This window comes from Methylobacterium sp. J-030 (genome assembly GCF_022829545.1).
In the GTDB taxonomy this organism is placed as follows: Bacteria; Pseudomonadota; Alphaproteobacteria; order Rhizobiales; family Beijerinckiaceae; genus Methylobacterium.
The window spans coordinates 1-12714 of sequence record NZ_JAKSYM010000402.1; the positions used below are offsets into that span (position 1 = coordinate 1).

Below are 12714 nucleotides of genomic sequence, written 5' to 3' on the forward strand. Positions count from 1 at the left end.
GTCAAGGCGCCGGGCTTCGGTGATCGCCGCAAGGCGATGCTGGAGGACATCGCGATCCTGACCAAGGGCCAGATGATCGCCGAGGATCTGGGCATCAAGCTCGAGAACGTGACGCTGCCCATGCTCGGCCGCGCCAAGCGCGTGCGCATCGAGAAGGAGAACACCACGATCATCGACGGCGTCGGCGAGAAGTCGGACATCGAGGGGCGGATCTCGCAGATCAAGGCGCAGATCGAGGAGACGACCTCGGACTACGACCGCGAGAAGCTTCAGGAGCGCTTGGCCAAGCTCGCGGGCGGCGTCGCGGTGATCCGGGTCGGCGGTGCGACCGAGGTCGAGGTGAAAGAGAAGAAGGACCGGGTCGACGACGCGCTGAACGCCACCCGCGCGGCGGTCGAGGAGGGCATCGTCCCGGGCGGCGGCACCGCACTGCTGCGCGCCAAGAAGGCGGTGGCCGAGCTGAAGTCCGAGATCCCGGATGTTCAGGCCGGCATCAAGATCGTCCTTAAGGCCCTTGAGGCGCCGCTGCGCCAGATCGCCCAGAACGCGGGCGTCGAGGGCTCGATCGTGGTCGGCAAGATCACCGACAACACGGGCTCCGAGACCTTCGGCTTCAACGCCCAGACCGAAGAGTACGTCGACATGATCCAGGCCGGCATCGTCGACCCGGCCAAGGTCGTGCGCACCGCCCTGCAGGATGCGGCGTCCGTGGCCGGCCTGCTGGTCACCACCGAGGCGATGGTCGCCGACGCGCCCAAGAAGGACAGCGGCGCCCCCCCGATGCCCGGCGGCGGCGGCATGGGCGGCATGGACTTCTAAGTCCAAGCCACCTGACGGGACGAAGGAAGGGGGTCGCCGAGAGGCGGCCCCTTTTTCTTGGGCGCTCTGTTCCGGTCCACCGCTGGACGACGCCCCTCCTCGGTGGCGCGCCGGCGGCGGGCATGCTTCCTGGAACCTCGACCACGGAGCGACTTGACGTAACCCTCCATCGATCATGTCCGAAATCAGATACCTTCCAATGTGTAGAATGACGTGTGCGCAGCGGGAAAAATTGACTGTCCAAGCTGAGTCGAGCCGAAACGCTGCTTCCAGTATTCGATGATTTCAGTATCTGTCTTGGAGAGGGATGGATCAAGAGAGAACGCCTAGTCGGTATGGCGTGCGCCATTGGTGCGATGCTTGTCTTCGGCTTGGCGCCGGCTCCTGCGCAGGCGCAAAGTGCTGGTGCCCTCTTTGGCGGACTGGCGGACTGGCGGGCGGCGTGCTCGGCGGGGTGATCGCCGGCTCGATCGCCGCACCGGCGGCGCGGGAACGCCCGGTGGTCGTCTACGTCTCGGAGCGCGGGCACATCCTGACGAACAACCACGTGGTCGAGGGATGCTCGGAGTATCTCGTGCGGCAGCCGGGCCGCGGCGTCGTGAAGGCACGCTACGTCGCCAGCGACGCGACCAACGATCTCGCGGTCCTCACGACCGACGCGCCGCAGGCAACGGTGCCGCCCCTGTCGGTCCGGGCGCGGCTGGGTGAAAACGTCTCCGTCTCCGGGTATCCGCAGAGCGACGTCCTGGCCTCGACCGGGAACTTCACCATCGGCAACGTGACGGCGACCGCCGGCTCCGGAGACGACACGCGCAAGATCCAGATCTCCGTGCCGGTCCATCAGGGCAACAGCGGAGGTCCCGCGCTGGACCAGTACGGGAACGTCATCGGGGTGATCCAGTCCAAGCAGATTGCCTTCGCCTCCGGCGACGTACCGCAGAACGTGAATTTCGCGATCAAGTCGATGATCGCCCTGAACTTCCTCGAGGCGAACGGCGTCGAGCCGCCGATCACCGTTCGCACGACCGATCCCATGGACGGCGCGGCCATCGCCGAGAAGGCGAGGGATATTACCGTTCAGATCGCTTGTCATTGAGGGGTTCGGCTGCGGAATTCATACGTCTTGATCTCGGAAACCACGCGGCCACGACACCGCGCTCGCTCAACGCTGTCGGCGAGCTGAACCGCGCATCTATGCCACGATAATATTCCTATTTGTGCGCGTGAGCCGCTGCCTGTCCGTGGAACTGCCGGGCTGCCGCTCGGGGTGATCCGGCGGCATCCCGCAGACCCTCACCGTGGCTGACCGGGCGGGTCTGCGGACGGGGCGGTGTTCGCGTCGGTGACTCTCGGCCACCATCGCCCTGGGCGGCGGACCGATGCCGGGCATGTCTAGGATGCGGGCGTGAGAAACAAGGGGCCACCCCGGCGAGGGAGGAATTGACCCCCGCGTCGACCCGCTTCCGGGCCGACCCTGAATATTCCGCGGACCCGTCCACGATGAGGCGGAGACGGGCTGGAAGGCCACGATCCTTTGCGGGTTCCGGAGGTGCTCGGCGCCTCGTCCGAGACAGTCTTCCGGGATGTCGCAGGATCGGGATCGCCGAAGCCATCGCGACGAGAAAGACGGCAGGGACCGGGGACCATGCCCGGCCGATGTTCCAGCCGAGCACGCGCGAGCAGCGGCTGAACGAAAAACGGGACGGCTTGCGCCGTCCCGTCCGGGGCCACCCTATCGGCCTAAGAAGATCGAAGCCAGTCGCTGGAGCAGGCCCCGCGGTGCGGGCGGAGGCTCACTCTGCCCAGGACCGTCCCCGATCTAAGCGTTGGCGGCGAAGGGGTGCTGCGCCGAGTTGCGCTGCTCGGTGACGGTCGAAGCCTTCGGCTCACCGTTGACGGCGCGCTGGATCGACAGCTTGGTCGCCTCGTAGTTGTACTTCTGGATCTTGGCGTCGTCGGCCGCCTCCCAGTGGATGAACACGCCGACCAGGATGAACAGGTCGTCGGCCTCGTCCGCCGGGATGATGCCCTCGGCCACCGCGTCCTGCACGGCCTTGGCAACGCCGTGCTGGGCCGGGCCGAACATCTGGACGGCCTGACGGGCGTCGTTGATGGTGACCTTGTTGAACATCAGCGTGTTGGGCTTGCACGGCAGGTTCGGCGCGATGACCGCGAGCAGGCTGGTGAAGCCGTGCTTGTTGTTCACGAGGCCGTTGCAGAAAGCCGTCTCGGCCGGCGAACCGCGCGGTCCGATGATGAGATCGATGTGGGCGACCTCGTTGCCGTCGCCGACGAGGGCTTCGCCGACCTGAACCTTGGTGATCTTCGCCATTCGGTGTCTCTCCCTGGATTCCGAACTAATGCCGCAGCGCCGGGCAAGTGCCGCGGCCGGGAAGCCATCCTTGTTATCGGCGCCCGACCACCGGCCGAGCCGGACGGGTCGAGCCGGTTGGGCCGGACAGCGCGGCGGACCCTACAGCGGGCCCCTGCGGCTCACAACCCGCGCAAGGCCCTGCCGCGACCGAATTTTTTTTGCCTTCGCCCCAGGGAACACGGGAACTTGCGCGGCTCAGGCCAGCGCGGTGCCAGCCCCCGCCAGCGTGTCCCAGAACAGGGTCGCGACGGTGAAATCCGCGCTCGTGCCCGGGTTGAGGCCGCGCGCCTTCAGCGCCGCGTCGAGAGACAGCAGCGGCTCGACCGGCCGCGCTGCGAGATCCAGCCCCGCCAGGGTTTGTTCAACCTCCCGGCGAAGATCCTCGGCGATGGCGCGGCCGTGCTTCCGGGCGACGTGGCTGTCCGGGACCGATCGCAGATAGGCGAGGTGCACGGCGGTGGTGCACCAAGATGGGTCGAGCCCCCGCGCCCGGGCCTCGGCGAGGGCCGGGAGGCCGATCGCCGTCACGTCGGTGAAGCCGGTGCCGTAGGCGCGGGCGATGCGGTCGCGGTCGGCGGCCTCCGCCATCGCGTCGCGCAGCGAGTCGGGGGCCGCGGCGGCGACATCGTGTCGGTCGGCCCGGCCGAGGCCGCCGGGATTGGCCAGCCGGATCGCCGCGAAGACCGCCTCGGCATCCGCGCGGTCGAGGGTATCGAGCACCGCCGCGACGCTCACCCCCCACTCGGCCGCGGCGGCGAGGGGGGCGCAGAGGAGCAGGATGCCGAGATTGGTGTTCTGACCCACCGCCGCCATGGTGGCGGCAACCCCATCGCGGATGCGCGCGCCGATGCCTCCACCGGTTCGCGCCAGGGCCGGCGCCGAGACCTCGGCGCTGGTGACAAAATCGGCCACCACCATACGATGGCCGGGGGCGAAGGCGTGGACGTTGCCGGGCTTCAGGGCGTCGAGCTCCGCGAGGCAGGCGGCTTTGTACAGCGTGCCGATCAGCCCCGGGTCGAGCCCGCTCATGCCACCACGAGCCGCGGCCGGCTCGCGCCCCGCACCGCGGCGAGGAAGCCGCGGACCACCGTGGCCGCGATGTCGGTCTCGCAGACGGTCTGGAGCCCCGACCAGGCCGGCATGGAATTGACCTCCAGGATGGAGAAGCCGCCCTCCCCGTCCTCGACCAGATCGACGCCGGAATAATCGACGCCGATCGCGTGCGCCGCGGCCTCGGCAAGGTCCGCGGCGGCGCGCGGCATCGCCCAGGGCAGCGGCCGTCCGCCCCGGTGGACGTTGGTGATCCAGCCGTCGCCCTCCCGGATCATGCCGGCGATCGCCCGCCCGTCGCAGACGAACACCCGGTAGTCGCGCCAGAGCCCGTCGCGGCGGGGGACGTAGCGCTGGAGGTAGTACACCCGGGCCACCGCCTCCTCGTCGGGCAGATCCTCCGGGCGCTCGATCAGGGCGAGCCCCTCCCCCTGCGAGCCGAACAGCGGCTTGAGCACCAGCGGCGCCCCGGGCCGGGCCTCGACCGCCACCAGGGCGGCCGCAGCCTCGCGCCTGGAGAAGACCCAGGTCGCCGGGGTCGGCAGGCCGGCCCGGGCGATGCGCAGCGAGGTGGCGGCCTTGTCGACCGAGCGTTCGGTCGCGGTCGGGCTGTTCCACACGGTGACGCCCGCAGCCACCAGGGCGTGCAGCACCCCGAGCCGCATCGTGGTGGCCTCGAAGGTGCCGCCCGCGATCGTGCGCATCAGGACGCCGTCCGGCAGCGCCTCCGGGAAGCCCGGGACGCGCAGGGGCTCGCCGCCGCCCGTGACCACGGCGACGTCGGCGAGCGAGAACAGCACCGGCTCGACACCCTGCGCCCGGAGGGCCGTCAGCAGCCGGTTCTTGTGCCAATTGCCGTTATCGGCGGCGAGCCCGATGCGCATGGGGGTCTCGATCGTCTCAGCGAAGGCCGACCCCTCAGGCGAAGGACGCGTCCACCAGCGACGGCTCCAGGCGGCCGCCGCGGTAGGTGGCGCCAGAGCGCACCGAGGTCACGATCGCCTCCGCCGGGGAGAACAGCGCCCCGTCGATCTTGTAGAAGTCACCGTTCACCCGGGAGAAAATCTCGGCGAAGGGCGCGCCGTGATCGCTCGACGTGGCCGAGGGCAGTTGCTCGGCGAGATTCTTGGCGTCCGCATCGTCGGCATCCACGAAGAGCTGGACCCGGCCGCCGTAGATGATCGCGTCGTTGGTCCGGCCCATCGCCTTGATGAAGTCCGGGTGCGGCGGCGACAGCGGGGCCGAGCCGATCCCGTCCACGATGGCGTGCAGGTCGAAGCCGACCGTGTGGGCTTTGTGCAGGGCGACCTCCAGCACGCGGGCCACCACCTGCGTGGAGCCGGCGAGGCTCTGGGTCGGGGCGAAGATGAAGGTCAGGTCCTCGGGCCGCACGCCGGTGGCCTCGGCCACCTTGGCAACGACGCTGTCGGGCGGGCCGCCGGCGGCTTCGAGCACCAGCGCGGTGCTGGAGGCCGAGTCGCGGTAGCCGAGTTCCTGGTACAGATCCTCGACCACCGCCACCGCGCGGCCCGGACCCGAACCGAGGGCGAAGAAGCCGGAGTCGCCGGTCTCGTCCGCGAGGCTCCAGCCGGCATACTGGCTGCCCAGGCAGGCGAGCACCGGATCGGCGGCGTGGACCGTCACCGAGTAAGGCCAGGACGCGATCGGGCCGCTCGGCGCGATGGTGACGGTGCCGAGGCCGCCGAGACAGATCTCCGCGATGCGCCGCCCGGCCTCGATCGACCCCTTCGCCTGCGCCCCGGCATCGACCATCCGGGCGCCGCCGGCCGCCTGGGACACGGAGAGCCGCAGGGTCGCGGCCTCGGCCACGAGCCGCTCGATCAGCGGCGCCGAGAGGGCGTTGACGCTGGGGTAGGATGGGCTGGCACTCATCGGGGGCTTCCTCGAACTAACGTTTTCTTCGCTGCGAGGACGGCCCGCAGGCGCGCCGTCCGGCTCTCCAGAAGGGCGAGCGCCCCCGCCCGGTCGGCGCCTTCGGCCAGCACCGTGCAGAGGGGCGCGTCGCGGCGGACCACCGAGCCGGGGCGCGGGCGGTCGTGCACGTGGGCCGGCCAGTCGAGACCCGGGACCGGTGCATACGCCTGGTCGGCGTAACAGATCTGCGCGGCCGCCGCACCCACCGGGGCCGGGCCGAGCTCCGGTATCGTGCCCTGGCAGGCGGCAATATGGGCTTCGAGCATCGGGACCGCGCGCCGGTCGAGGATATCCAGCGTCGCGCCGGGGCGGGGGTTGATCTCCATCAGCCACCAGTCGGTGCCGTCGACCAGGATGTCCGCGCTGGCGAGACCCGACAATCCGGTCGCGGCCACGATCCGGGCGGCGGCGTCGGCGACCGCCGCGACGACGCTCCCGGGCACGGCCCCCGGCTCGGCGGCGCCGCGGACCAGCGCCCCGGCATAGCGGAAGGGCCGGCTCGGCGTCGGCGCGCACCATTGCTCGGTGACGGCCAGGATCTCGATCGCGCGGCCGTTGGCGAGAACGTTCAGGGCATGCGGCCGCCCGGGGACGCGGACCTGGAGATAATGGCCCGGCGGTGGCGGCGAGCGCGTGGCTGCACGGATGTGGGAGCCGCCGCTGCCGCCGATCCGCTTGAGCAGCCAATGCGACGGCTCGTCCGGCGGATCCACCGTGACCGCGGGGTGCGGAACGCGGAGCTGCGCGCAGAGGGTCGCGAAAGCCATGGGATCCTTGAGGCGCACGATCGTCTCGGCGGACGCACCCAGCAGCCGGTGCCGGCGCGCGAGATGCGCGACGAGGTCGGGCGCGTCCTCGAAACCACTGCCCAGGACGAGGCCGATCGGGTGTCCGGCCGCGTCCGCAAGGTCGTCGAGCGCCGCCAGCGTCTCGGCGGCGCACGGTGCCGTGCCGAAGCGGCCCGGCAGGGCCCGGTACGCCTCGGCTGCCTCGAGCGTGTCGGCATCGCCGAACAGATCGGCCACGTAAGGCCGCAAGCCCGCGCGCCGCGCCGCCTCCGCGAGGGCACGCCCCGCCTGGGTGGCGATCAGGATCGAATCCACCATCCCGGGCGGGCTCGGACCGGCTCAGCCGGCGATCTCGACCGCCAGGGTGTAGGCGTCGCGGAAATCGAGGCAGAGCGGGATGTCGGAGGCGAGCATCCGGTCGAACAGGCGGCGCTGCGTCTGGTACTTCACGTTCCCGACCGCCAGCGCGCCGATGCCGACGCCCTTGCCTGTCGGCAGCGGCACGTCCACGGCGTTCACGTCGATTCCCGCGATGCCGGCCGGCGGCACGGCATTGACGTCCGAGGCGACGAGCAGCTTCGGCGCCGATTCCAGATCCTCGGCCGTGAGGATCGGGATGCCGGCGGGGCCCGCCGAGAGGATCACGTCGGCGTCCCGGATGGCGATGCGGCGATCCGCCGGCGTGGTGCCGTCGACCGCGCCGACCTCGATGCCGAAACGCCATTTCATGGTGAAGGCGATCTTGGAAACGCGCTCCTCGCCGTCGTGGCCGACCAGAACCGTGGTGGCGCCCTGCAGCGCGCCGATCACCGCCGCCACGTAGGCGACGACGCCGGCCCCGCCGAAGATCACGATGCGCTTGCCCTGAAGATCCGTGTTGAATGTCTGCCGGAGCGCCCGGGAGACCTGCGCCACCATCGCGGCACCGGTCGTGAAGGAGCCCGCCGGATCGGCGAAGACGTGGTTCATGAAGGGCGGCACGAAGGCCTTCTTGGCGCGGTCGACCATGTCGAGGGCGTCCTCGGCGTTCTTGCCGCCGATGAAGATGCCGGTCCGCGTCCCATCGGCCGGTGCACGCGAAAAGATCGAATCCTGGGTCAGCGACACCACGTCGGCGAGGCTGACCTCGGTGTAGGTCACCACCGTCTCGAAGCCGGCATCCACGGCCATGTTCACGTCGAACGGGCTCATGTGCCGGAGCGGCGTCAGCATATGGAGGATCGAGCGGGCCATGGCTTCCCCGTGCGGTGCGCGACCGATGCGCCCTGGCATCGTCCAAACCCGGAGCGGCGTTCCGGGTCAAGTCAGGGACGGGCTGCTCAGGTCGGACCGGTTACCGAAGCGCCACCGTTTCGGCCGCGGGCGATGATGAAGCGGAGCGGGCCGCCGCGGTCGAGATCGGCCACCAGGGCGCGGGCCTCGGATTCCGAGGGCATCAGCACGAACCCGGTCGGCCCCCAGGAGGACTGGCCATAGCCCGGCACGCCCCGCGCGGCGACGTTCGCCAGCACGTCCGCCACCGCCGCGCTGGCGTAGCGGCCGCCCTGGTGGGGCGCGAAATGATCGCCGATCAGGTCCTGGATGCGGGTGATCCCGGCGCCGAAGCCTTGCGGCTCCGCGAGGGCGGCGGCGGGCAGAACCTGCATCAGCGTGATACGGCAGATCTCCGCCGCCTGCGCTTCGGGGAAGCGCGGCAGTTCGCGGAACGCCTCGACCTCGCGCGCACCGTGGACGCCGGCCGTCTCGGGATCGATGATCAGGACGATGCGCCATTCTTCCGGATACGGCAGGTGCGCGATGACCGGCGGTGGTCCGCCCTCGGGCCCTCGCCCGCCATCGACGATCAGGCCGCCCTGCGTGAAGGCGCAGAGGCCGACGCCCGAGCGGTTGCCGCGATCGAGCGAGGCGGCGAAGGCCTCGGCGGCGAAGGGCGCCCCGTTCAGACGGGCCATCGCGGCCGCGGCCGCCAGACCGAGCTGCGTGCCGGAGCCGAAGCCGGCATGGGCCGGGATCGCCCGCTCCACCGTGATCGCCACATCCGCCCCGCAGCCGAGATGGGCGGCGGCGGCCTCGGCGTAGCCACGCACCCGGTCCGCCTCCGGACCCGTGACGGAGGGGCGTGCCGAACGCCGCACCGTGAGCGCTAGGGACGGTTCGTCGATGGCGAGTCCGATGCTGCCGAAGCGTCGGCCGAGTCCTCCGTGCAGGTCCAGGAAGCCGAAATGCAGCCGCGCGGGCGCCTCGACCCGCACGGTGCCCTCCGCAGCCGCTTCATTCCGCTCGGGGACCTCGGCCACCAGAAACCCCTCGAATCCCGCCTGCCCGGCGCGCTTTTCACACGTGGTCCGGGACCGGGGCAACGGCGACGACGGAGTTCGGGTCCGTCTCGCCCGGATGTCGAACTCGCGGCGCCGCTTGCGCGGCTTGCCGTCCTGCTCTTTCCCGGATCGCGTTCCGCTGACGCTCCACCTGTCCGGGACCGGGCGGTTCAGAATGGAGCACCACGTCTGTTCCCGGGCGCATGCAGCGCCGGCGGTGTGAGACCCGCGACCCGCTGCATGACTGCGCGAAGTGCCCGACCGAAACCGCTGCCATCACCGAACGGGCTGCCCGCTGCCCGTTTCCAACCCCGCATTCCCGCATGACCCCCTTGCCGCGATGGGCGGATGAATGCAAACCTGGGCCTCGCGACGGCGTGCCGAGTTTGCCGTCTGCCCGGAACTTGACGGGCGGGCGTGCCATTCCGACACTGCGGGAACCCTGTTTCGGGGTGGTCCGCTTCGTCCGGTCTTACGGCCGTCGCCCGCTCCGAAATAAGACAAGACCGGTGCGAGAGGGAGCATGGCAGCCTGGGTGAAGGGTGACGCGACGGACGCGGGCACCGCCATCGTGGCGGCCGCATCGCTGCTCGCCGCCGCGCGCGCGCCGGTGATCGCCGGCCTCAGCGCCGACGTTGCGGCGATCCGCGCGGCCTACGATCTCGCGGGGCGCATCGGCGCCTCCGTCGATACCGCCGGCGCGGCCGGGACCTACGCGGAACTCGGCGCGCTCAGCCGGGTCGGCGCCCTGACCTCGACGCCCGCCGAGGCGGTCGGACGCGCCGATGCGGTGCTGGTGGTGGGCGCCGCCCCCTGGCAGGCGCCGCTGATGAAGCGTTTCATCGACACGAAGCCGACCCGCGGCCGCGCGGCCGGGTCCGACCGGGCCCTGCTGGCGGTCGGCGCCAACGCCACCGCATCGCTGGCGTGGCCGGCCGCGGGCGGTCTCGCCGAGGCCGTCGGCGTGCTGCGCGCCTATGCCCGCGGCCATCTCGCCGGGGACGCTCTCCCCGGGCAGATCGTTGCCCGGCTCGCCTCCGCCCAGTATGGCGTCCTCCTGTACGACCCGGCCGAGCTCGGCGAGGCCGGCGTGGAGATGCTTCAGGGCCTCGCCATGGAGCTGAGCGAGACGACGCGCTGCTTCACCCTCGCCACCGGCGGCGTCGGGCAGGATCGGGCCGTGGTGCCGGTCTCGGCCTGGATGACCGGTCAGGCCCCGCGCAGCGGCTTCGGGCGCCGCGTGCCCGAGCACGATCCCTGGCGCTTCGACGCCGCCCGGCAGGTGGCCGCCGGCGAGGCCGATGCCGTGCTCTGGCTCGCCTCCGTGCCGGTGGCACGTCCCGATTGGCTGTCCGCAATCCCATCCGTGGCGCTGGTCGCGGATGGCGAGGCGGCCGCCGCCGAGGTGGTGATCGCGGTCGGCCAGCCCGGCCGCGACCATGGCGGCGTCCTGTGGAACGAGCCGCGGGCCACGCTGACCTACCGGCCGGCCTCGGCGCCCACGGATCTGCCGTCGGCCGCGTCGATCCTCGGTGCCCTGAAGGAGCGCCTGATCACCGGCCAAGCCGCGTCGAGGAGTGAACCCGCATGCTGAGCGTAATCCGGGGCGGGCGCGTCGTCGATCCGACCGCGGCCCGCGATGCTGTCGGGGATGTCTGGATCGAGGACGGCCGGGTGATCGATCCGCCGGGCCGCGCGGCCGACAACGTCGTCGAGGCGGCGGGCTGCGTGGTGATGGCCGGCGGCGTCGAGGTGCATTCGCATATCGCCGGCGGCAACGTGATCACCTCGCGGCTGCTCCTGCCCGACCTCTACGTGAGCGAGGCGGCACCCGAGGGCCATCCCTTCGCGCATGCCGGCGGGGCCGCGGCCTGGATCGGTTCGACCTATGCGCGGATGGGCTACACGACCGCGGTCGAGCCCGCGATGCCGCCGACCCATGCGCTCGCCACGCAGCTCGAACTCGCCGACATCCCGCTGCTCGACCGCGGCGCGCTCACCGTGATGGGCAACGACGATCAGCTCCTGCAGCTGCTGCGCGAGCGCCAGGGCGGCAACGCCGTGCGCGACCTCGTCAGCCTGTCGGTGGCGCAGTCGCGTGGGCTCGGCGTGAAATGCATCAACGCGGGCGGCGCCTCGGCCTTCAAGGATGGGGCCCTGCGCCTGTCCCTCGACGACGAGATCCCCTGCTACGGGCTCTCGACCCGGCAGATCATGGGCTCGCTGCTCGACGCGGTCGAGGAGATCGGCGTCCCGCACCCGCTGCACGTCCACTGCAACAACCTGGGCCTGCCCGGAGCGGACGACAGCTTCATCGCGACGCTCGAGGCGGCCGAGGGCCGGCGCATCCACTTCGCCCACGCCCAGTTCTACGCCTACGGCGCGGTCGATCCGGCCAACCCAGGCACCGGCGGCTTCCGCTCGGCGGCCGAGCGGATCGCGCAGGCGATCACCGACAATCCGAACGCCACGCTCGATATCGGGCAGGTGGTGTTCGGCCAGACCGTGACGGTCTCCCTGGATATCCTCCGGCAGTTCGCCGGGCGGAAGGGCGCCAATCCCAAGAAGTGGGTGCTGAACGCGGGTGACGCCGAGGGCGGCGGCGTGGTGCCGTTCCTGTACCGGCCGCGGGGCCCGACCAGTTCGCTGCAATGGGCGATCGGCCTGGAGATCATGCTGCTCTCCACCGATCCCGAGCGGACGATCCTGACCACGGACCACCCGAACGGCGGCCCGTTCACCCAGTACCCGCGCATCATCCACCTGCTGATGGACAAGGGCGAGCGCGACCGCGAGATCGCGACGCTGCCCAAGATCGTGGGCGAGCGCTCGGGCCTGCCGGGGCTGGAGCGCGAGTACACGCTGTCGGAGATCGCGCAGCTCACCCGCTCCGGGCCGGCCAAGCTCCTGGGGCTTGCGGATCGCGGCCACCTGCGGGCCGGGGCGCGGGCGGATGTGGCGGTCTACCGCGACGATGCCAACCGCACCGCGATGTTCACCGCGGCGAAGCTCGTTCTCAAGGACGGCGTGCCGATCGTGGAAGAGGGCGAAGTGGTGGAATGGCGCTCCGGGCGCACGCTGTCGCTCACCGTCGAGGCCGACAAGGGCATGGCGAAGCGCGCCGATATCTACCTGACGGAGCGGTTCGGCGAGGGGCTCGACAGCTTCGCCGTGCCTGATGCCGCGTTCGGTGAAGGTACGGAGAACTTCGAGGCGGTGCCATGTCGGGTATAACGCACGCCGCCGTCCCTCCCCCCTCTGCGGGGGAGGGTACCCTGCGCAGCAGGGGGGGAGAGGGGCAGCGCGACGATGCGGGTTTCAGCATCCGGCGCGACTTCTCCGGCACAGGCGCTCCCCTCTCCCGACCCCTGCTGACGCAGGGGCCACCCTCCCCCGCAAAGGGGAGAGGGATTCGGCCGTCGCGGAAGTC

General features: G+C 71.0%; 11 protein-coding genes. 4 read left to right on the forward strand and 7 right to left on the reverse strand.

From position 1 onward, the window contains the following. The coding region (gene groEL / locus MKK75_RS32400; protein ID WP_244046579.1) for a chaperonin GroEL at positions 1 to 819 on the forward strand (819 nt) is incomplete at its 5' end. Between the two features lie 442 nt (positions 820 to 1261). Next, positions 1262 to 1915: a S1C family serine protease gene (locus tag MKK75_RS32405; RefSeq protein ID WP_244046580.1), complete on the forward strand. Its 654-nt coding sequence runs from the start codon at positions 1262 to 1264 to the stop codon at positions 1913 to 1915. Between the two features lie 723 nt (positions 1916 to 2638). Here the strand turns inward: MKK75_RS32405 and fae are convergent. The 7 genes from fae to MKK75_RS32440 all read right to left on the reverse strand — a co-directional run bounded on the left by fae (position 2639) and on the right by MKK75_RS32440 (position 9263). Beyond that, entirely contained in the window at positions 2639 to 3151 is a 513-nt protein-coding gene (fae, locus tag MKK75_RS32410; protein ID WP_091713492.1) for a 5,6,7,8-tetrahydromethanopterin hydro-lyase, read from the reverse strand. Positions 3152 to 3388: 237 nt separating this feature from the next. Next, the gene (locus tag MKK75_RS32415; RefSeq protein ID WP_244046581.1) at positions 3389 to 4222 is read right to left on the reverse strand and encodes a triphosphoribosyl-dephospho-CoA synthase; all 834 of its coding nucleotides are present in this window, start codon (positions 4220 to 4222) and stop codon (positions 3389 to 3391) included. Next, positions 4219 to 5127: a RimK family alpha-L-glutamate ligase gene (locus MKK75_RS32420; protein ID WP_244046582.1), complete on the reverse strand. Its 909-nt coding sequence runs from the start codon at positions 5125 to 5127 to the stop codon at positions 4219 to 4221. Before MKK75_RS32420 ends, MKK75_RS32415 begins: the two co-directional genes overlap by 4 nt. A gap of 34 nt (positions 5128 to 5161) precedes the next feature. Then, positions 5162 to 6136, reverse strand: a complete 975-nt coding sequence (gene mch, locus MKK75_RS32425) for a methenyltetrahydromethanopterin cyclohydrolase (RefSeq protein WP_244046583.1) — start codon at positions 6134 to 6136, stop codon at positions 5162 to 5164. Further along, on the reverse strand, positions 6133 to 7284 hold the full coding sequence (locus MKK75_RS32430) for an ATP-grasp domain-containing protein (protein WP_244046584.1): 1152 nt from the start codon (positions 7282 to 7284) through the stop codon (positions 6133 to 6135). The genes mch and MKK75_RS32430 overlap by 4 nt, the downstream gene beginning before the upstream one ends. 21 nt (positions 7285 to 7305) lie before the next feature. Next, positions 7306 to 8199, reverse strand: a complete 894-nt coding sequence (locus tag MKK75_RS32435) for an NAD(P)-dependent methylenetetrahydromethanopterin dehydrogenase (RefSeq protein ID WP_244046585.1) — start codon at positions 8197 to 8199, stop codon at positions 7306 to 7308. Between the two features lie 86 nt (positions 8200 to 8285). Beyond that, the gene (locus tag MKK75_RS32440; RefSeq protein ID WP_244046586.1) at positions 8286 to 9263 is read right to left on the reverse strand and encodes a beta-ribofuranosylaminobenzene 5'-phosphate synthase family protein; all 978 of its coding nucleotides are present in this window, start codon (positions 9261 to 9263) and stop codon (positions 8286 to 8288) included. Between the two features lie 544 nt (positions 9264 to 9807). On the opposite strand from MKK75_RS32440, the gene MKK75_RS32445 reads away from it, so the two are divergent. Then, positions 9808 to 10878 (forward strand): formyltransferase, encoded by a 1071-nt coding sequence (locus tag MKK75_RS32445; protein WP_244046587.1) that lies wholly within the window; start codon positions 9808 to 9810, stop codon positions 10876 to 10878. After that, entirely contained in the window at positions 10872 to 12518 is a 1647-nt protein-coding gene (locus tag MKK75_RS32450) for a formylmethanofuran dehydrogenase subunit A (protein ID WP_244046588.1), read from the forward strand. Before MKK75_RS32445 ends, MKK75_RS32450 begins: the two co-directional genes overlap by 7 nt. Positions 12519 to 12714: the final 196 nt, after the last annotated feature.